Raw genomic sequence first — 19,839 nt, 5'->3', positions numbered from 1 at the left:
GACAACGGGATGGCTGGTAAAAAGACTACTGATAAAGAAGGCAGCTCGTGGATCGGGGAAGTTGAAAAATACTCCCGCAAGATCTGGCTGGCCGGTTTAGGCGTGTACTCGAAGGTGAGCAGTGACGGCGGTAAATACTTCGAGACTTTGGTTAAAGACGGCGAGAAGGCCGAGAAGTTGACCAAGAGCACAGTGGGTAAACAAGTCGATGCGGCAAAAGCTTCCGCCGGTTCTGCCAAATCGCGTATCAGCGACAAGTGGGGCGAACTGGAAGGGGCTTTCGATAAGCGCCTGAACAGTGCCATTTCGCGACTGGGCGTGCCTAGCCGTACTGAAGTGAAAGCGCTGCACAGCAAGGTCGATACATTGACCAAGCAAATCGAAAAACTCACCGGCGTGAAAGTTGCGCCCGTTGCGGCTAAAACCGCAGCGGCTAAACCGGCTGCCAAGCCGGCCGCGAAAACTGCAGCGGCCAAACCTGCTGCAAAAACCGCCGCTAAACCGCTGGTCAAGGCCGCCGCCAAACCGGCAGCCAAGCCAGCCGCTAAAGCGCCGGCCAAAGCTGCTGCAAAACCGGCTGCCAAGCCTGCGGCTAAAACCGCAGCGGCTAAACCGGCCGCCAAGCCTGCCGCTAAACCAGTGGCCGCTAAAGCAGCTGCAAAACCTGCGGCAAAACCAGCCGCCAAGCCGGCAGCAAAAGCCGCAGCCAAGCCAGCGGCTAAAACCGCTGCCGCTAAACCTGCTGCCAAGCCAGCCGCTGCGAAACCTGCAGCCAAGCCGGTCGCTGCAAAACCCGCCGCGAAACCTGCGGCTGCAAAACCTGTAGCTGCCAAGCCGGCTGCCAAACCGGCCGCGGCGAAGAAGCCTGCCGTAGCCAAAAAGCCAGCAGCGCCAAAGCCAGCGGTAGCGGCCAAGCCTGCAACCCCGGCGCCAGCGACCAACTCGGTGACCCCACCGACCCACGCTGCCGCTACCCCGACTGCAACGCCGGCAACCCCGACGCCTACCAGTCAGTCCTGATTTTTGCAGGACACATAAAAACGCCCGGCCTGGAAAGGTCGGGCGTTTTTTATGGAATCTACAGAACGACACAAATCCAATGTGGGAGCGGGCTTGCTCGCGAAGGCGGTGTATCAGTCAGCTTATGTATTGGCTGACACGCCGCCTTCGCGAGCAAGCCCGCTCCCACATTTTAGTCCGCGTCGTCCAGGTACCTGAGCGCCAACCGCTCCGTCGCCATCCTCGCCGGCATCAAAAGATGCGGCGCCACCAGCATCATGATCTGGTACACCACCACCCGCACCTCACCTGCACGGTCGAGAATCCGTTGGTAATCCAGGGAAAACAGCAGGGTCATGGTGATCTGTTCCACCAACTGCCCCAGCGCCTGGGTGTCACTGACCAATTGCCCATCCGTCTTGAGCCTGGCCAGCAACGAGGCCAGGGTGCGCTTGAGCGCCGTCAGCAAGGTGCGAATACCCTTGGCCAGTTTCGGCAAGCGCCCCGCCAGATTCGACAAGTCCTGGAACAGAAACCGGTAGTGCGCCATGCGCTCCACGATCAGGTGCAGAAACAGCCAGTAATCCTCGGCCGCCAGTTGCGCGTTCTCGGGCGGGTCGAGCAACGGCGCCAACTCGGCCTGGAAACGCTCGAACAGCCCGAGCACCAGCGGCTCCTTGCCATGGAAGTGGTAATAGAGGTTGCCGGGGCTGATCCCCATTTCATTGGCCACCTCCATGGTCGACACGTTCGGCTCGCCCTTGTGGTTGAACAACTGCAAGGCACATTCAAGGATACGGTCGCGGGTCTTCATCCAGTCTTCTTAAGGTCTAGGTTGGGCTCAGCGGACCCGCACATACGTGCCCGGCGCCGCTTCCATCGGTGGGTAATTCTGGTTGCCCAGGGCGGTCAGGGTTTCGCGCTGCACACCGGAGCGCTGCTGGATCCACGCCAGCCAATTGGGCCACCAACTGCCCTCGACATGAGCGGCGTCGTAGTACCAGGCACGCGGGTCGCTGCTCAGCTTGAGGTTCTCGACGTAGTTCGCCTTGGGATTGCCTGGCGGGTTGAGGATGCTCTGGATATGCCCGCTGTTGGACAGAATGAAGCGCTTGTCGCCGCCCAGCAGTTGGGTGGAGCGGTACACCGCGTCCCACGGCGTGATGTGGTCGTTGATCCCGCCCACGCTGAAGCTGTCCACCGTGACCTTCTGCAAGTCGATGGGCGTGCCGCAGACTTCCAGGCCACCGGGATGGCTCAGCGGGTTGTGCTTGAAGAAGTCCAGCAAGTCGCCATGCAGCGCGGCGGGCAGGCGGGTGTTGTCATTGTTCCAGTACAGGATGTCGAACGCCGGAGGTTCCTTGCCCAGCAGGTAGTTGTTGATCCAGTAATTCCAGATCAGGTCGTTGGGACGCATCCAGGCGAACACCTTGGCCATGTCGCGGCCGTCGAGCACGCCTTGTTGATAGGAACGGCGCTTGGCGGCTTCCAGGGTTTGTTCGTCGGCGAACAGGGTGGCGGGGCTGTCAATCTGGCTGTCCAGCAGGCTCACGAGGTAGCTGGCGCTGGAGATGCGGCGCAACTGGCGCTTGGCCTGCAGATGGCCTTGCAGCGCAGCGATGGTCAGGCCACCGGCGCAGGCGCCCATCAGGTTGACCTCGCGGGCGCCGGTGATTGCGCGGCACACGTTCAGCGCTTCTTCCAAAGCCGCTACGTAGGTGGAAAGGCCCCATTCGCGGTGGCGTACATCCGGGTTGCGCCAGCTGACCATGAATACTTGCAGGCCGTTTTTCAGGGCGAACTGGACGAAGCTGTTGTTCGGGCTCAGGTCGAAAATGTAGTACTTGTTGATTTGCGGCGGCACCACCAGCAGCGGCTTGGCGTACTGTTTTTCGCTCATGGGCTTGTACTGGATCAACTCCAGCAGTTCGTTGCGAAAAACCACCGAGCCGGGCGTGGTAGCCACCGTCTTGCCGACTTCAAAGGCCTGCTTGGTGACCTGCCGCGGCAAGCCATTGTTGTGCAGCAGATCATCGAAAAAGTTGCTGACGCCACGCACCACGCTGTTGCCGCCGGAATTGAGCAACTCCTTGATCGCCAGCGGGTTGAGCAACGTGTTGGACGGCGACACTGCATCGTTGAGCAGGGAAAAGGCAAATTGCGCCCGGGCCCGGTCGTCGGCGCTCAGGTTGCTGTCGTCGATCCAGTGGCGGGTTTGTTTTTGCCAGCTCAAGTAGGCTTGCAGGCTGCGCCGATAAAACGGGTTGAGCTGCCAGGTCGGGTCGGCGAAACGGCTGTCGGCCGGGTTCGGCTCGTGCACCGTTTCTCCGAGCAGCACACGGCCCAATTGCCCGCCTAACTTCAGGGCGTGGCGGGCGGTGTGCACCGGGTTGCGCAAGCCATGTGCGGCAACGCTGCGCAGAGTCGAGAGCAAATCCCGGCCGCGCAGGCCGGTGATCGCGCTTTGTGCATTGATGAACGCGGCGGGTGTGGGCACCGGGTTCGATACGGGTCTTTCTCGCATGCGCCAACACTCCTTCGTCAAGCCATCAACAAGCACGCCAATTCAGAACCATAGTCGGTTCTGGCCAAGTTGCGCGGCGCGGTCGTCCTGACCGCCGCCGTCTAAAGTGCGGGTTGCGGGTGAATCACCGCCCTCAGGCGTTCCTCCTGGAGAAATTTCATGATGATCGGCGCCACAGCCTCGGCCCGGGTAATCAGGAACAGATGACCGTCGTCGATGATGTGCAGTTGGGCGTTGGGTATGCGCCAGGCCAGCATGCGCATGTTGATCAGCGGGATCAGCGGGTCGTCATCGCCAGCCAGCACCAGGGTCGGTTGCTTGATCTTGTGTAGCCAGTGGATGCTGGTCCAGCCAAGCCCGGCGAACAGTTGCCAGTAGTAACCCAGCTTGCCGGCCGAACGCACTTTGCTGGCGTGTTCGGCGGCCAGCTTCGAATCCCGACGGAAGGAGCCGCCGTAGATCATCGGGGCAATGCGCACCACATGGGACGGCTGGATATAACGCCGGGGGCTGGCCATCAGCCACAATACTTTCGGTTTGCCCGGTACCATAAAGGCGCCGGCGGCGGTGGCGGCGAGAATCAGCTTCTTGCAGCGCTCCGGGTAGTCATACGCGAACTGCTGCGCCAGCGCCCCGCCCCAGGAAACGCCCACCACGTTGACCTGGCCATAGTCCAGGTAATCGAGCATGCGCGCGGTGAGCTTGGCCAGGCCGGGAAAGCGATAAGGCCGGCTGGGGGTCGACGAACCGCCGACGCCCGGCACATCAAAGGCAATCACTTCCAGGTCCGGGTCCAGGGCCTGGACGAACGGAAACACCAGCTCAAGGTTGGCGCCGATGCCGTTGAAAATCAGCAGCGGCGTCAAGTGAGGCTTGCCCGGGCGTACCGCTGTGCGGATGGCTTGGCCATCCAGGTCGATGGTACGGAAGATGAACGGTTGCGGCATGGGCTTACCCTGCAAAATGGCGCGCTATTCCCTGTCTGAACTCAGTCAGTGTGGGAGCGAGCAAGTCGAATCGTCGCACCGCCGCTCCCACATTGACCGAGTTCCAGTCACAAAAGTGTGTGTGCTTTATCGTTCATGTACATAAGTGCCCGGCGCCGCTTCAGCCGCTGCGTACGCTTTATTACCCAAGCTTGCGGGCGCCTTCTTCAACTTGCCCGAGCGCTCCGCCTGCCACGCCTGCCAATGCAGCCACCACGAGTCGGTGTGCTTGGTGGCATTCTCCTGCCAGTCCAGCGCCTTGCCCGGCATCGTGTCGCTGGTCTGGTAGCGCGACTTGGGGTTGCCCGGCGGGTTCAGGATGCTCTGGATATGCCCGCTGCTGGACAACACAAACTCGACCTTGCCGCCAAACAGCTGCGCCGACTTGTAGCAGGACTGCCACGGCGTGATGTGGTCGTTGGTGCCGGCCAGGGAATAGATATCGGCGGTGACCTGCTTCAGGTCGATCGGCGTGCCGCACACTTCCAGGGCGTTGGCGCGTATCAGCGGGTTGTTCTTGAACAGCTCGATCAGGTCGCCATGGAACGCGGCCGGCAAGCGGGTGGTGTCGTTGTTCCAGAAGAGGATGTCGAACACCGGCGGTTCGTTGCCCAGCAGGTAGTTGTTGACCCAGTAATTCCAGATCAGGTCGTTGGGGCGCATCCAGGCAAACACCTTGGCCATGTCGCGGCCTTCCAGCACACCGGCCTGGTAGGAATGGCGCTTGGCTGCTTCAAGGGTCTGTTCGTCGACGAACAGCGCCACCTGGGTGTCCAGGGTGGTGTCCAGCACGCTCACCAGCAGGGTCAGGGCGTTGACCTTCTTCTCGCCCAGCGCCGCGTAGTGGCCCAGCAGGGCGGTGCAGGTGATGCCGCCGGAGCAGGCGCCGAGCATGTTGATGTCTTTGCTGCCGGTAATCGCGCTCACCACATCGACCGCTTCTTTCAGCGCCTCGATATAGGTCGACAGGCCCCACTCGCGCTGGGCCTTGGTCGGGTTGCGCCAACTGACGATAAATGTCTGCTGGTTATTGCGCAGGCAGAAGCGCGCCAGGCTCTTGTCCGGGCTCAGGTCGAATACATAGAATTTGTTGATCTGCGGCGGCACCACCAGCAGCGGGCGTTCGTACACCTGCTCGGTGATCGGCCGGTACTGGATCAGCTCCAGCACATCGTTGCGAAACACTACGGCGCCTTCGGTGGTGCCCAGGCTCTTGCCCACTTCAAAGGCGCCCATGTTGACCTGGCTCGGCATGCCGCCGTTGTGCACCATGTCCTTGGCCAGGTGGGACAGGCCATCCAGCAGGCTCTTGCCGCCGGTTTCAAAGAAGCGTTTGACCGCCGCCGGGTTGGCCGCGCTGTTGGTGGGCGCCATGGCTTCGGTCATCAGGTTGATGACGAAGTGGCCGCGGCTGATGTCGTGTTCCGACAGGTTGCTGTCACCGATCCAGTCGTGCAGCTCCTTGCGCCACGCCAGGTAGGTTTGCAGGTAACGTTTGTAGAGCGGGTTCTGGGTCCACGCCGGGTCGTTGAAACGACGGTCGTCGGCCTCGGGTGTCAGCTGTGATTTGCCGAACACCACGTTCTTCAATTCGACGCCGAAATGGGCGACGTGCTTGACGCTGTGCAACGGTTGTTTGATGGCCTGGGTCAGCACCATCCGAGCGGATGCCAGTAAATCCTTTTTCCGTAACGCGATGATCGGGTTCAGCCCCAGGGTGTTTTCCGAGGCCTGGCGTTTCAAGTCATCGTTGTTCTTGTTACTCATCTACGACGCTCCATTGTCCGACAGACGAGTACCGGGTACCGCTGTGTACCACTACTTGCCACACAGCACAGCCTGGTACTACTGCTCGGGTGACCGTTAATACCGCATCGTCAAATGCAGGGAACTTGCCAGTTCCATTGGTTACCCGAGTTTAATTTTTTTCGCAAGCGGGCCAATCGTTGGCCACGACAGAGGGGCATTCAAGCAGATGAAATTAGAAAATGCCCACTAATGAGCAAGAGGCCTGAGCTAGAGCATCAGCCGCACGACCGACTGGTTCGGGTCGCGGGTTTTTCCGGCGGCTTTCAGTTCGGCAAGATAGTCAGCCCACAGCGCGTCCTGACGCACGGCAAGTTGATAGAGGTAGTCCCAGGTGAACAATCCACTGTCATGGCCATCGTCGAAGGTCAATTTCAGTGCGTATTGGCCGGCGGGTTCAATCTTGGTCAAACCGACATTGAGCTTGCCAAATTGCAGGATCGGTTTGCCGTGGCCCTGGACCTCGGCGGAGGGGGAGTGCACCCGAAGAAATTCGGCGGGCAGTTGATACACCTCGTCAGGACCGTAGGTAAGGCCCAGTGTCTTGGAGGCTTTGTGCAGGTTGATCGCGGTAGGCAGTTTGGTCATTTGGGGAACCGCTCAGAGATGATCCTGAAGGAACCGGCTTTAAAATGTGGGAGCGGGCTTGCTCGCGAATGCGGTGTGTCAGTCACAGTTGCATTAACTGACCCACCGCATTCGCGAGCAAGCCCGCTCCCACATTAAAGCAGAGCGGTTCCTGCGTAAGCCTTACAGGATATAACGAGACAGATCTTCGTTCTGCGCCAATTCGCCCAAGTGGCTGTTGACGTAGTCGGCGTCGATCTTGATCGCCTCGCCATTCTGCGCGCCCGCCATGTCGCCGGCACTGAAGGAAACTTCCTCCAGCAGGCGCTCCAGCAAGGTGTGCAAACGACGGGCACCGATGTTCTCGGTCTTCTCGTTGACCTGCCAGGCGATCTCGGCCAAACGCTTGATACCGTCCGGCAGGAACTCAATGGCCAAGCCTTCGGTTTTCAGCAGTTCGCGGTATTGCTCGGTCAACGACGCATGCGGTTCGCTGAGGATGCGTTCGAAGTCGCCCGGCGTCAGCGCTTTCAGCTCAACGCGAATCGGCAGACGGCCTTGCAGCTCCGGCACCAGGTCGCTCGGCTTGCTCAGGTGGAACGCACCGGAAGCGATAAACAGGATGTGGTCGGTCTTGACCATGCCCAGCTTGGTGTTGACGGTGCAGCCTTCGATCAGCGGCAGCAGGTCGCGCTGCACGCCTTCGCGGGAGACATCGACGCCGCCGGAATTACCGCGCTTGGCCACCTTGTCGATCTCGTCGATAAACACGATGCCGTGCTGCTCGACCGCTTCCAGGGCCTTGGCCTTGAGTTCTTCCTCATTGACCAGGCGCCCGGCCTCTTCGTCACGCACCAGTTTCAGTGCTTCCTTCACCTTGAGCTTGCGGCTTTTCTTCTTGCCCTTGCCCATGTTGGCGAACAGGTTCTGCAACTGGCTGGTCATTTCTTCCATGCCAGGCGGTGCGGAGATGTCGACGCCGGACACTTCGGCGACTTCGATCTCGATTTCCTTGTCGTCCAGCTGGCCTTCACGCAGGCGCTTGCGGAACAGCTGGCGGGTGTTGGAATCCGAGCTCGGTGCCGCGTCTTCGTTGAAACCCATGCGTGCCGGTGGCAGCAGGGCGTCGAGGATGCGTTCTTCGGCGGCGTCTTCGGCGCGATGGCTGACCTTGGTCATTTCCTGTTCGCGCAGCAGCTTCAGAGCAGCGTCGGCCAGGTCACGAATGATCGATTCGACGTCACGGCCCACGTAGCCCACTTCGGTGAACTTGGTGGCTTCGACCTTGATGAACGGAGCGTTGGCCAGTTTGGCCAGGCGCCGGGCGATCTCGGTTTTACCGACACCGGTCGGGCCGATCATCAGGATGTTCTTGGGGGTTACTTCAACGCGCAATTCTTCGGGCAGTTGCATCCGGCGCCAGCGGTTACGCAGGGCGATGGCAACGGCGCGCTTGGCATCGTCCTGGCCGATGATATGGCGATTGAGTTCATGGACGATTTCGCGGGGAGTCATGGACATAGTAATTGGCGGTCCTCAAGCGGGAATAAGCCTGCGGCTTATTCGGCGAGGTCCTGCTCCTCAATGGTCAGGTTGTGGTTGGTGAAGACACAGATGTCGCCAGCGATACCGAGGGCAGTCTCGACGATTTCCCGGGCCGACAGGTCGGTTTTCTTCAGCAGGGCGCTGGCTGCGGCCTGGGCGTAACCGCCGCCGGAACCCATGGCGATCAGGCCTTCTTCGGGTTCAACCACGTCGCCGTTGCCGGTGATGATCAGCGAGGCGTCTTTGTTGGCGACGGCCAACATGGCTTCGAGGCGGCTGAGGGAGCGGTCGGTGCGCCATTCTTTGGCGAGTTCGACGGCGGCACGGACCAGGTGGCCCTGGTGCTTCTCAAGTTGGCCTTCAAAGCGCTCGAACAGGGTAAAGGCGTCAGCGGTGGCGCCGGCAAAACCGGCGAGGACCTGGCCGTGGTACAGGCGACGGACTTTTTTCGCGTTGCCTTTCATCACGGTATTGCCAAGTGAAACCTGGCCGTCGCCGCCCATGACGACTTTGCCGTGGCGGCGAACTGAAACGATGGTGGTCAAGGGGAGAGTCTCCACGCTGCGGGGCGAAAATGCCCTGATGGAACTCATATGGGGGTGGCGGGGGGGATTTCAACTGTAGGACGGGAGGGCGGACGAGTGGTGTTTATGTGTCGGTCTCGGTCCTGACGGCGATGAAAATCAAATGTGGGAGCGGGCTTGCTCGCGAATGCGGTGTGTCAGTCACTGGAAATATTGACTGATCTGGCGCCTTCGCGAGCAAGCCCGCTCCTACATGGGTACTGCTATGTTCTCGCAATCAGCGGCTTTGGCGTTGTTGTAACAACAGGTTGCTAAACCCTGCACCCGCCAGTTGTTTCTGCGCCACGGTCAGCTGTTCACGGTTGCTGAACGGCCCTACCAGCACGCGATACCAGGTCGCATCCTTAACCGTCCCGGACTCCACCGTCACCGCCTGCCCCAGCAGAATGATCTGCGCACGCACGCGGTCCGCATCCGCCTGTTTCGGGAACGAGCCCGCCTGCAGGAAGAACTTGGTCACCGGCGCTGCTTTGGTCGTGGCAACGGGTGGCGGTGGCGGCGGGGTAATCCCGGCCAATGCCGCCTGGGCCCGTGCAGTGTCGATTTTCGCCGCTTCCGCCGGTGTTACCGGTGTAGTCGGCACAGGCTGCGGCGTCGGCAGGGTTTTCTCCGGCACGGCATCCGGCGGCACGATCACTTCCGATTCCGGCAGCAATGTGTAGAAGTCGTACTTCGGCTTCACCGGCGCAGTCGGGCTCGGGACGGTCTTGTTCGCTTCGGCCATTTTCGTGGCCCTCTGCTGCTCTTGCTTGACCCGTTTGACGTCATCGCCCTTGCCCGGGTCCAGCTTCATCAGGAACACGACAAACGCGCCGACCGTCAGGCCGATCGCCATCCACAACCAGCCCGGAATAGGTTTCTTCGCAGGTGCCTGGTAGCGGCTGGCGCCGCGCTTGGGTGCAGGTTTTTTCTTGGCAGCCAACTTACATACGCTCCAGAGTTTCCAGGCCCAACAATTCCAGGCCTTGCTTGAGGGTCCGTCCTGCCAGTGCGGCGAGGCGCAGGCGGCTCTGCTTTTGAGCTTCGTCGTCTGCGGTCAGGATCGGGCAGTTCTCGTAGAAGCTGGAGAACAAACCGGCGACTTCGTACAAATAGGTGCAGAGGATGTGCGGCGTGCCTTTCTCGCCGACGCTGTTCAGCACTTCGCCGAATTGCGCCAGCTTGGCCGCCAGTTCCTGCTCGTGCGGCGCTTCAAGGTTGATCTGGCCTTCGACTTCACTGAAGTCCTTGCCCAGCTTGCGGAACACACCGGCCACCCGGGTGTAGGCATACAGCAGGTACGGCGCGGTGTTGCCTTCGAAGTTGAGCATCAGCTCGAAGTTGAAGCTGTAGTCGCTGGTGCGGTGCTTGGACAGGTCGGCGTATTTCACCGCGCCAATGCCCACCACGCGGGCGATGTTGCGCAGGTCGGCTTCGGCCAGCTCCGGGTTCTTTTCCTTCACCAGGTTGTAGGCGCGGTCCTGGGCTTCGTTCAGCAGGTCAATCAGCTTCACGGTGCCGCCATCACGGGTCTTGAACGGGCGGCCATCGGCGCCGTTCATGGTGCCGAAGCCCATGTGTTCCATGTGCATCGGGTGGGTGACGAAACCGGCGCGGCGCGCCACTTCGAACACTTGCTGGAAGTGCAGGGCCTGGCGCTGGTCAACAAAATACAGGGCGCGGTCGGCTTTCAGCACGCCGCTGCGGTAGCGCACGGCGGCCAGGTCGGTGGTGGCGTAGAGGTAGCCGCCATCGGCCTTGACGATGATCACCGGCAGCGGCTCTCCGTCGGCGGTCTTGAATTCTTCGAGGAACACGCACTGCGCGCCGTTGCTCTCAACCAGCAGGCCCTTGGCCTTGAGGTCGTTGACTACGTTGATCAGGTCATCGTTGTAGGCGCTTTCGCCCATCACGTCGGCCATGGTCAATTTGACGTTGAGCAGTTCGTAGATTTCCTGGCAGTGGGACAGCGAGATCTCGCGGAAGCGGCCCCACAGTTCCAGGCATTCGGCATCGCCGGCTTGCAGCTTGACCACCAGGCCACGGGCGCGGTCGGCGAATTCTTCGGATTCGTCGAAACGCTTCTTGGCGGCGCGGTAAAAGTTCTCCAGGTCCGACAGCTCGTTGCTGGTGATCGGGTTTTCCTGCAGGTACGCCATCAACATGCCGAACTGGGTGCCCCAGTCGCCCACGTGGTTCTGGCGGATCACGTCGTCGCCGAGGAATTCCAGGACCCGCGCCACGCCGTCACCGATGATCGTGGAGCGCAAGTGACCTACGTGCATTTCCTTGGCCAGGTTCGGCGCCGACAGGTCGATAGCCACGCGCTGTGCCGGGCCAGCCTTGCGTACGCCGATTCTGGCATCCGCCAGGGCCGCGTCCAGGCGCGAAGCCAGGGCCTGGGTGTTCTGGAAGAAGTTGATAAAGCCTGGGCCAGCGATTTCAGCCTTGGTCACCTGCGGGTCGGCCGGCAGCGCGGCGATGATTTTTTCCGCCAGGTCGCGAGGCTTCAGGCCAGCCGGCTTGGCCAGCATCATCGCGATGTTGCTGGCGAAATCACCGTGGGTCTTGTCGCGGGTGTTTTCCACCTGGATCGCCGGCGTCAGGCCTTCAGGCAACACACCTTCGTTGACGAGTTGGGTGAGGGCTTGTTGGATCAGCTGGCGAATGGTGTCTTTCATGGTGTTCTCTTTCGACCGCAAGCGGTGGCGCGCGATGCGCAGGTGGAAAAACTGGGCATTATCCGTGGCGAGGGCGGGCTTGCCAACCTTCGCTGGACCTTGACGGACGATTAACCTGTGGCGAGGGAGCTTGCTGTGGCGAGGGAGCTTGCTCCCGCTGGAGTGCGTAGCGCTCCCGGCTTTTTTGGGGCCGCTTCGCAGCCCAGCGGGAGCAAGCTCCCTCGCCACAGGGGTCTAGTACAAATCTACCGGGTCTACGTCCAACGACCATCTCACCTGGCGACCACTGGGCATTTGCTCCAGCGCAAGTAACCAGCTGCTTAATAGACGATGCAGCGGGGCGCGGGCACTGGCTTGCAAGAGTAGCTGGGCTCGGTAACGCCCGGCGCGGCGTTCCATCGGTGCTGGCACCGGGCCCAATAGCTCGATGCCGGTCAGACCCAGCTCCCCCAGCAAACGTTCAGCCTCGCTGCACGCTTCATCCAGGAAACCTTCGGCCTGCCCCGGCTTGTGCGCCTCGGCCCGCAGCAGCGCCAGATGCGCAAACGGCGGCAAGCCGGCCGAGCGGCGTTCGCTCAAGGCCTGCTCGGCGAAGGCAAAGTAGCCTTGTTCTGTCAGTTGAATCAGCAATGGGTGGTCGGCCAGGTGCGTCTGGATGATCACCTTGCCTGGCTCTTCAGCCCGCCCGGCACGGCCTGCGACCTGCACGATCAGCTGTGCCATGCGTTCGCTGGCGCGGAAATCCCCGGAGAACAACCCGCCGTCGGCATCCAGGATCGACACCAGGGTCACCCGTGGGAAGTGATGCCCTTTGGCAAGCATCTGTGTGCCCACCAAAATACACGGCTGGCCCTTCTGGATCGTGGCGAACAGCTGATTCATCGCGTCCTTGCGCGACGTACTGTCACGGTCGACCCGCAGCACCGGGTAATCCGGGAACAGAATGCCCAGCCGCTCCTCGGCGCGCTCGGTGCCTGCGCCCACCGGGCGCAAGTCGACCTTGCCGCACTGCGGGCAGTGACGTGGCACCCGTTCCACATGGCCGCAGTGATGGCAGCGCAGCTCGCCGGAACGCTGGTGGACGGTCATTCGCGCGTCGCAGCGCTTGCACTCGGACATCCAGCCGCAGTCGTGGCACAGCAACGTCGGCGCAAAACCCCGGCGGTTAAGGAACACCAGCACTTGCTGGCCCGCCGCGAGGGTTTGGCCGATGGCTTGTTGCATGGGCCCGGAAATACCGCTGTCCAGCGGGCGACTTTTCACGTCCAGGCGCAGGAAGCGTGGTTGCTTGGCGCCGCCGGCCCGCTCGTTGAGGCGCAGCAGGCCGTAGCGCCCGGTGTAGGCGTTGTGCAGGCTTTCGAGGGAGGGCGTGGCCGAACCCAGCACAATCGGGATGTTTTCCTGGCGGGCGCGTACCAGCGCCAGGTCGCGGGCGTGGTAGCGCAGGCCTTCCTGCTGTTTATAGGAGCCGTCGTGTTCTTCGTCGATGATGATCAGCCCGGGATTTTTCATCGGCGTGAACAGCGCCGAGCGTGTTCCAATAATAATGTCGGCCTCGCCGTCCCGGGCCGCAAGCCAGGATTCCAGGCGCTCGCGGTCGTTGACCGCCGAGTGCACCAGGGCGATGCGCGCGTTGAAGCGCTGCTCGAAGCGCGCCAGGGTTTGCGGGCCGAGGTTGATCTCGGGGATCAACACCAACGCCTGTTTGCCGGCCTCGAGGGTTTCGCGGATCAGCTGTAAATAGACTTCGGTCTTGCCGCTGCCGGTGACGCCGGCCAGCAGGAACGCGTGGAAACTGTCGAAACCGGCGCGAATCGCCTCGCAGGCGGCGCGTTGTTCGGGGTTGAGCGGCAGCTCCGGCTGGGCCAGCCAGTGTTCGTGGCGTTCGCCGGGGGCGTGCTTGCGGATCTCCACCTGCACCAAACCCTTGGCGAGCAGCAAGTCCAGGCTGTCCTTGCTCAGCATCAGCTTGCTTAACAGCTGATGGGCGACGCCGTGGGGATGCTGGGCCAGGGTTGCCAAGGCTTCACGCTGGCGCGGGGCGCGGGCGATGCGCGGGTCATCCATGCGCGCCCCGGGCACCATCGACCAGAAACGCTCCTGGCGCGCCTCGGCCAACTCGCCCTGGCGCAACAACACCGGCAGCGCCCAGCTCAAGGTGTCGCCCAGGCTGTGCTGGTAATACTGCGAGGTCCACAGGCACAGCTTGAACAGCGCGGGTGGCAGCGGCGGCGTGGCGTCGAGGATCGCCACGGCGGGCTTGAGCTTCTCGGCGGGCACTTCGCTGTGATCGGCGACTTCCACCAGGATGCCGATCATCTCCCGCCGGCCAAACGGCACGCGCACGCGCATGCCGGGCTGCAACTGCGACCGCAATACACCGGCAGGAGCCCGATAATCGAACAGGCGGCGCAGGGGCGAGGGCAGGGCGAGGCGCAAAATGGCGTCGGGCACGCGGGGGTTCTCATATGACGGGCGGCGAAGAAGGGCGGGAGCCTAGCAGACCGGCGGTGGATGTGGGAGCCGGGCTTGCCCGCGATAGTATCGACACAGTGCACCTGAGGCACCGCAGCGCCTGCATCGCGGGCAAGCCCGGCTCCCACAGGGTGTTGGGTATGCCGCGCTTTTCTGATGAAAGGGGCCGCGGTGCTTCTTGCGCGTTTAAAAAGGTCTGGTAGAATCCGCGGCCTAATTACGTGCGGTATTCAACAATAGTGTTGATTGGCGGCACGCTAGCCTGAGGAATACACCATGAAAGCCGATATCCATCCAAACTATGTTGCCATCGACGTTACCTGCAGCTGCGGTAACAAGTTTGAAACCCGTTCGACTTTCGGCAAAGCTCTGCCAATCGACGTGTGCAACGAGTGCCACCCGTTCTACACCGGTAAGCAGAAGACTCTGGATATTGGCGGCCGTGTTGATCGCTTCAAGACCCGTTTCGGTGCTTTCGGCGCAGCTAAAACTGCTGCTCCAGCTCCAGAAGCTGAGTAAGGCGATCGGCTTGAAAAGCCTGTTTGGCTTTTCTTTGTTGATAAAAAAGGCGCCCCTTGTGGGCGCCTTTTTTGTGTCTGCGATTTGGCTGGCGCCGGCCCAGGCCGAGGTGTTCTGCCCGGCGCCCGGCAATGTCGCTACCTTCGATGTGCAGCGAGTGGTGGATGGCGACACGGTGCGCCTCAAGGATGGCCGCAGCGTACGCATGATCGGCGTTAATGCCCCGGAAACCGGCAAGAAGGGACGCACTGACGAGCCTTTCGCCGTGGCCGCCCGCGAGCGCTTGCAAAGCCTGGTGGACGCGAACGGCGGGCGAGTTGGCGTGGTGCCTGGCCGGGAGAGCAAGGACCGTTACGGTCGCACCCTGGCCCATCTTTACGGCGCCAATGGCGCAAATCTGGAGGCGCAGTTGCTCGCCGAAGGCCTGGGTTTCCAGGTGGCAGTCGCGCCGAATGTGGAACTGGTCGCCTGCCAGCAAGCCGCCGAACGCAGCGCCCGCCAGGCCCGGTTGGGGGTGTGGCGCCAGTCGCCCGTGGTAGACGCGGCGAAGATCCGGCGCTCGGGCTTTGCCGTGGTCAGCGGCCAGGTGAGCAAAGTCGAACGCAATCGCGGCGGAGTCTGGATTGAGTTGCGGGGCTCATTGGTATTACGCATTGCACCCAATCTGATGGCCACGTTCGACAGCACGCTGTTGAAGGGTTTGCAGGGTCAGTCCATCGAAGCGCGCGGCTGGGTGCAGGACCGTTCCCGGCGCGGCGCCCTGAAAAATGACCAGGCGCGCTGGCTGCTGCCACTGACTGATCCAAGCATGCTTCAGCGGGTGCCGTAAGAAAAAAATTGTAGACATTTTTTAGTGCGATTGTGAACAGTTGAGCCCTTGTATCCCGTGGCTCTTGGCCAAAAGTCGTAGGGCAGGGCTCTTGACACCTGTGACTGCCCAGTCTTGTAGGGACTTTGCGACACGCGTATCCTCGGCGGTCCGTCGACCAACAGTAAAAGCGGAATGCCGATATGTCTGATTTGAAAACTGCCGCTCTCGAATATCATGCCCATCCTCGTCCAGGAAAGCTGAGTGTAGAGCTCACCAAAGCCACTGCCACCGCCCGCGACCTGTCGCTGGCCTACAGCCCTGGCGTTGCCGAGCCCGTACGTGAAATCGCCCGGGATCCTGAACTGGCCTACAAGTACACCGGCAAAGGCAACCTGGTTGCAGTGATCTCTGATGGCACCGCGATCCTCGGCCTGGGTAACCTCGGCCCGTTGGCTTCCAAGCCAGTCATGGAAGGTAAAGGCGTGCTGTTCAAGCGCTTCGCCGGCATTGACGTATTCGACATCGAAGTTGATTCCGAAAGCCCGCAGGCTTTCATCGACACCGTAAAGCGCATCTCCATCACCTTCGGTGGCATCAACCTGGAAGACATCAAGGCACCTGAGTGCTTCGAGATCGAAAAGGCCCTGATCGAACAGTGCGACATCCCGGTATTTCACGATGACCAGCACGGCACCGCGATCGTTACCGCGGCCGGCATGATCAACGCCCTGGAAATCGCTGGCAAAACCCTCGGCGAAGCCAAGATTGTTTGCCTGGGCGCCGGCGCTGCGGCCATCTCCTGCATGAAGTTGATCGTGAGCATGGGCGCCAAGCTGGAAAACATCTACATGGTCGACAGCAAGGGCGTGATTCAGTCCGAGCGTACCGACCTGAACCAGTACAAGGCGATGTTCGCGCATCCGTCCTCCAAGCGTACACTGGCTGACGCCCTTGACGGTGCAGACGTGTTCGTTGGCCTGTCCGGCCCGAACCTGCTGAGCGCCGAAGGCCTCAAGTCCATGGCAGCCAACCCGATCGTGTTCGCGTGCTCCAACCCGGATCCGGAAATCTCCCCGGAACTGGCCCACGCCACCCGTGACGACGTGATCATGGCCACCGGCCGTTCGGACTACCCGAACCAGGTCAACAACGTACTGGGCTTCCCGTTCATCTTCCGTGGTGCCCTGGACGTTCGCGCCAAGCGCATCAACGAAGAGATGAAAGTAGCTGCGGCCAACGCCCTGCGCGAACTGGCCAAGCTGCCAGTGCCTCAGGATGTATGTGATGCCTACGGTGGCGCCAAACTGGAATTCGGTCGTGAGTACATCATCCCGAAACCAATGGACAAGCGCCTGATCACCCTGATCTCCGATGCCGTGGCTAAAGCTGCGATCGAGACCGGTGTGGCTACCCTGCCGTATCCGAAGAACTACCCGCTGCAAAGCGTGGACGATGTGTTCAACGGCTAAGCCGTTGTAGCGCACCAACAAAAAGCCCCGGCTCTTGCGAGTCGGGGCTTTTTTTGTGGCTGGCAATTAGCTCGTGCCTTGCGGTGATCCAACTGTGGGAGTGGGCTTGCCTCGCGAAGGCGGTGTGTCAGTCGGCCCATATGAGCCTGATACTCCGCCTTCGCGAGCAAGCCCGCTCCCACATTGGATCTGCGTTCATCCCGCGGATCAGGGTTAGAACAAATCTATCGGTGCCGCCTCATCCGCCGGCAGCGGGCTGCCCGGTGCAACACCATTGCCCAACTCGTTGACCGACGGCGGCGTGTCCTCGCTCTTGAACAGCTCAAAGTACGCATTCGGCGTGCTCGGCGCTGCCGCACGACCGCTGACCGGGTCGATCCGCAAGCTGAGAATGCCTTCCGGCTCCGGCTGGGTATGCGGCGGCATATCCTTCAGCGCAGCACCCATGTAGCTCATCCAGATCGGCAGCGCGACGGTGCCGCCGAACTCCCGGCGACCGAGGCTTTCCGGCTGGTCGTAACCGGTCCATACCGTGGTCACGTAGTCGGCGTTGTAGCCAGAGAACCATGCATCCTTGGAGTCGTTGGTGGTACCGGTCTTGCCGGCGATGTCCGCGCGGCCCAGGGCCAGGGCGCGACGACCGGTACCCTTCTTGATCACGTCTTCCAGGATGCTGTTGAGGATGTAGGTGGTGCGGCCATCCACAATACGTTCGGCCACGGCAGGCGCTTGCGGCGCGGCAGGTGTGGCAGGTGCACCCGCTGCCGGGGCTTCGCCTGGCGTCGGCTCGATGGTGATGCCGCCGTTGGTCGGTGCTGCCTGGCCGTCAGTGGCTGCGACGCCATTGACCACGTCGCCCGGTACCCGTGGCGGGTTGGCAGTGAACAGGGTTTCGCCGTTACGGCTTTCGATCTTGTCGATCAGGTACGGCGTGATCTTGTAGCCGCCGTTGGCAAAGGTGCTCCAGCCGGTGGCGATTTCCATTGGCGTCAGCGTGGCGGTACCCAGTGCCAACGACAGGTTGGGCGGCAGGTCCGACTTGTTGAAGCCGAAGCGGGTGATGTAGTCGATGGTTTTGCCGACGCCCATTGCCTGTAGCAGGCGGATCGACACCAGGTTACGCGACTTGTACAGCGCCTCGCGGACGCGGATCGGGCCGAGGAAGGTGTTGGTGTCGTTCTTCGGGCGCCACACCTTGTCCAGGTACTCGTCGACAAACACGATCGGTGCATCGTTGACCAGGCTGGCGGCGGTGTAGCCGTTATCCAGGGCGGCGCTGTAGATGAACGGCTTGAAGCTGGAGCCCGGCTGGCGCTTGGCTTGGGTGGCGCGGTTGTAGTTGCTCTGCTCGAAGGCAAACCCGCCGACCAGGGCGCGAATCGCACCGTTCTGCGGGTCAAGGGACACCAGGGCGCCCTGTGCCACGGGCACCTGGCTGAACTTCAGACTGTCGTCCTTCTGGCGCTGCACGCGAATCAAGTCACCGACCTGGGCCACGTCCGACGGCTGCTTGGGCATCGCACCCATGCTGTTGGTGTTCAGGAACGGGCGAGCCCATTTCATGCTGTCCCACGACACATGTTCTTCGCCGGTGCGGGTCAGTACCTGCACGCCATCTTTCTTCACCTGGGTGACGATGGCCGGCTCAAGGCCGCTGATCGGGCGTTGTTTGCCCAGCTCAACGGTCCAGGCGCTGAGGGTCTTGCCCGGCAGGCGAGATTCGGGGCCGCGGTAGCCGTGACGCTGGTCGTAGGCGACCAGGCCATCGTGTACTGACTTGTTGGCGATTTCCTGCAGGTTGCTAGGAATCGTCGTGGTCACGCGGAAGCCTTCGGTGTACGCCTCGCTGCCATAACGGCCGACCATCTCGGCACGGGCCATTTCGGCGATATAAGGTGCGTTCACTTCCGGCGTCGGCACGTGGTAGCTGGCGTTCAACGGCTCTGCCACGGCACTTTCGTACGCGGCCTGGTCGATCTTGCCCAGCTTGTACATGCGGCCCAGGATCCAGTCGCGGCGCTCTTTACTGCGCGCCGGGTTGGCCAGCGGGTTGAAGCGCGAAGGCGCCTTGGGCAGGCCGGCAATCATGGCCATCTGCGCCAGGCTGGCATCACGAATCGACTTGCCGTAGTAAACCTGTGAAGCCGCCTCGATGCCGTAGGCACGGTTGCCGAGGTAGATCTTGTTGACGTACAGCTCAAGGATCTCGTCCTTGGTCAGCTGACGTTCGATCTGCAACGCCAGGAGAATTTCCGTGGCCTTGCGGGAAAAGCTGCGTTCGCTGGTGAGGAAGAAGTTCTTCGCGACCTGCATGGTGATGGTGCTGCCACCGGACTGAATGTGTCCGCTTTTTACCAACTGCGTGGCGGCGCGCACCAGGCTGCTTGGGTCAACGCCATAGTGGTTGGCGAAATTATCGTCTTCAGCCGACAGCAGGGCGTTAATGAAATTGGGTGGAATGTCGGCGAAACGGATCGGGGTGCGGCGCATTTCGCCGAACTCCGCGATCAGTTTTTCATCGCTGCTGTAGACCCGCAAAGGAATCTGCAACTGGATACTTCTCAGGGCCTCTACGGAGGGCAAACCCGGACTAAGGTAGAGATAGGCCCCGCTGAGCACGAGCATCAGCCCGCAGACGATCGCGACAATGGAGTACCCGAAAAACTTCAGCAGACGAATCAAGGCTTTTGGATTTCCAAGGAAAAGAATGGGTTAGGCGTCGGGGCATGCACGGCAAGCGGTGGATCGACCCGGCCAGCAGATAAACGCGGGAAAAAACGCTGGGCATTAAAGCATTTTTCGGCTTCGGGCGTCATTCGTGCCGCTCACACAAGCCGACCGAATGCAGGAAGCCTGGCAACAATCAGTCCGTAAGACAGGGAAAGTTTTGGGGA

The 19,839-nt window shown here is 61.4% G+C and carries 15 protein-coding genes; 4 read left to right on the top strand and 11 right to left on the bottom strand.

The window, feature by feature from the left end:
* Nucleotides 1-9: 9 nt before the first annotated feature.
* Nucleotides 10-1,020 (top strand): phasin family protein, encoded by a 1,011-nt coding sequence (locus HBJ59_RS05805; protein WP_167662975.1) that lies wholly within the window; start codon nucleotides 10-12, stop codon nucleotides 1,018-1,020.
* Nucleotides 1,021-1,192: 172 nt separating this feature from the next.
* Here the strand turns inward: HBJ59_RS05805 and HBJ59_RS05800 are convergent, their stop codons facing one another.
* The 10 genes from HBJ59_RS05800 to HBJ59_RS05755 form a co-directional block, all read right to left on the bottom strand.
* The gene (locus HBJ59_RS05800) at nucleotides 1,193-1,813 is read right to left on the bottom strand and encodes a TetR/AcrR family transcriptional regulator (RefSeq protein ID WP_167662974.1); all 621 of its coding nucleotides are present in this window, start codon (nucleotides 1,811-1,813) and stop codon (nucleotides 1,193-1,195) included.
* A 27-nt stretch (nucleotides 1,814-1,840) separates the two neighbouring features.
* Nucleotides 1,841-3,523 carry a class II poly(R)-hydroxyalkanoic acid synthase gene (gene phaC / locus HBJ59_RS05795; RefSeq protein ID WP_167662973.1) on the bottom strand — a complete coding sequence of 561 codons (1,683 nt, stop codon included), beginning with the start codon at nucleotides 3,521-3,523 and terminating at the stop codon, nucleotides 1,841-1,843.
* Nucleotides 3,524-3,624: 101 nt separating this feature from the next.
* On the bottom strand, nucleotides 3,625-4,470 hold the full coding sequence (gene phaZ / locus HBJ59_RS05790; protein WP_076018088.1) for a poly(3-hydroxyalkanoate) depolymerase: 846 nt from the start codon (nucleotides 4,468-4,470) through the stop codon (nucleotides 3,625-3,627).
* Between the two features lie 126 nt (nucleotides 4,471-4,596).
* Nucleotides 4,597-6,276 (bottom strand): class II poly(R)-hydroxyalkanoic acid synthase, encoded by a 1,680-nt coding sequence (gene phaC, locus HBJ59_RS05785; protein WP_076018087.1) that lies wholly within the window; start codon nucleotides 6,274-6,276, stop codon nucleotides 4,597-4,599.
* A gap of 249 nt (nucleotides 6,277-6,525) precedes the next feature.
* Nucleotides 6,526-6,903: a gamma-butyrobetaine hydroxylase-like domain-containing protein gene (locus tag HBJ59_RS05780; RefSeq protein WP_167662972.1), complete on the bottom strand. Its 378-nt coding sequence runs from the start codon at nucleotides 6,901-6,903 to the stop codon at nucleotides 6,526-6,528.
* A 162-nt stretch (nucleotides 6,904-7,065) separates the two neighbouring features.
* The gene (gene hslU, locus HBJ59_RS05775; RefSeq protein ID WP_076018085.1) at nucleotides 7,066-8,403 is read right to left on the bottom strand and encodes an ATP-dependent protease ATPase subunit HslU; all 1,338 of its coding nucleotides are present in this window, start codon (nucleotides 8,401-8,403) and stop codon (nucleotides 7,066-7,068) included.
* A gap of 38 nt (nucleotides 8,404-8,441) precedes the next feature.
* Nucleotides 8,442-8,972: an ATP-dependent protease subunit HslV gene (hslV, locus tag HBJ59_RS05770; RefSeq protein WP_003209323.1), complete on the bottom strand. Its 531-nt coding sequence runs from the start codon at nucleotides 8,970-8,972 to the stop codon at nucleotides 8,442-8,444.
* Nucleotides 8,973-9,228: 256 nt separating this feature from the next.
* Nucleotides 9,229-9,933, bottom strand: coding sequence for an SPOR domain-containing protein (locus HBJ59_RS05765; RefSeq protein WP_017478234.1), 705 nt, complete (start codon nucleotides 9,931-9,933; stop codon nucleotides 9,229-9,231).
* 1 nt (nucleotide 9,934) lies between these two features.
* A complete protein-coding gene (gene argS / locus HBJ59_RS05760) occupies nucleotides 9,935-11,671 on the bottom strand; it encodes an arginine--tRNA ligase (RefSeq protein WP_167662971.1) in 1,737 nt (578 codons plus the stop codon).
* Between the two features lie 234 nt (nucleotides 11,672-11,905).
* A complete protein-coding gene (locus HBJ59_RS05755; RefSeq protein ID WP_076018082.1) occupies nucleotides 11,906-14,125 on the bottom strand; it encodes a primosomal protein N' in 2,220 nt (739 codons plus the stop codon).
* 297 nt (nucleotides 14,126-14,422) lie between these two features.
* Here HBJ59_RS05755 and rpmE point away from each other — a divergent pair, with 297 nt between their 5' ends.
* The 3 genes from rpmE to HBJ59_RS05740 all read left to right on the top strand — a co-directional run bounded on the left by rpmE (nucleotide 14,423) and on the right by HBJ59_RS05740 (nucleotide 16,945).
* The gene (gene rpmE, locus HBJ59_RS05750; protein WP_076018081.1) at nucleotides 14,423-14,665 is read left to right on the top strand and encodes a 50S ribosomal protein L31; all 243 of its coding nucleotides are present in this window, start codon (nucleotides 14,423-14,425) and stop codon (nucleotides 14,663-14,665) included.
* 58 nt (nucleotides 14,666-14,723) lie between these two features.
* Nucleotides 14,724-15,494: a thermonuclease family protein gene (locus HBJ59_RS05745; protein WP_372241438.1), complete on the top strand. Its 771-nt coding sequence runs from the start codon at nucleotides 14,724-14,726 to the stop codon at nucleotides 15,492-15,494.
* Between the two features lie 182 nt (nucleotides 15,495-15,676).
* Nucleotides 15,677-16,945, top strand: coding sequence for a malic enzyme-like NAD(P)-binding protein (locus tag HBJ59_RS05740; protein WP_076018080.1), 1,269 nt, complete (start codon nucleotides 15,677-15,679; stop codon nucleotides 16,943-16,945).
* Between the two features lie 213 nt (nucleotides 16,946-17,158).
* On the opposite strand, the gene HBJ59_RS05735 is transcribed toward HBJ59_RS05740, so the two are convergent.
* Nucleotides 17,159-19,624, bottom strand: a complete 2,466-nt coding sequence (locus tag HBJ59_RS05735; RefSeq protein WP_371916627.1) for a penicillin-binding protein 1A — start codon at nucleotides 19,622-19,624, stop codon at nucleotides 17,159-17,161.
* Between the last annotated feature and the right edge of the window lie 215 nt (nucleotides 19,625-19,839).

The sequence above is a fragment of the Pseudomonas sp. AN3A02 genome (assembly GCF_011765255.1).
Lineage (GTDB): Bacteria > Pseudomonadota > Gammaproteobacteria > Pseudomonadales > Pseudomonadaceae > Aquipseudomonas.
The sequence above is the reverse complement of the archived record's forward strand: the minus strand, read 5'-3'. Positions and strand labels throughout refer to the sequence as shown.

Coding starts and splice junctions, on each gene's coding strand:
- HBJ59_RS05805 (WP_167662975.1), top strand. CDS start 10: ATGGCTGGTAAAAAGACTACTGATAAAGAAGGCAGCTCGTGGATCGGG.
- HBJ59_RS05800 (WP_167662974.1), bottom strand. CDS start 1,813: ATGAAGACCCGCGACCGTATCCTTGAATGTGCCTTGCAGTTGTTCAAC.
- phaC (WP_167662973.1), bottom strand. CDS start 3,523: ATGCGAGAAAGACCCGTATCGAACCCGGTGCCCACACCCGCCGCGTTC.
- phaZ (WP_076018088.1), bottom strand. CDS start 4,470: ATGCCGCAACCGTTCATCTTCCGTACCATCGACCTGGATGGCCAAGCC.
- phaC (WP_076018087.1), bottom strand. CDS start 6,276: ATGAGTAACAAGAACAACGATGACTTGAAACGCCAGGCCTCGGAAAAC.
- HBJ59_RS05780 (WP_167662972.1), bottom strand. CDS start 6,903: ATGACCAAACTGCCTACCGCGATCAACCTGCACAAAGCCTCCAAGACA.
- hslU (WP_076018085.1), bottom strand. CDS start 8,403: ATGTCCATGACTCCCCGCGAAATCGTCCATGAACTCAATCGCCATATC.
- argS (WP_167662971.1), bottom strand. CDS start 11,671: ATGAAAGACACCATTCGCCAGCTGATCCAACAAGCCCTCACCCAACTC.
- rpmE (WP_076018081.1), top strand. CDS start 14,423: ATGAAAGCCGATATCCATCCAAACTATGTTGCCATCGACGTTACCTGC.
- HBJ59_RS05740 (WP_076018080.1), top strand. CDS start 15,677: ATGTCTGATTTGAAAACTGCCGCTCTCGAATATCATGCCCATCCTCGT.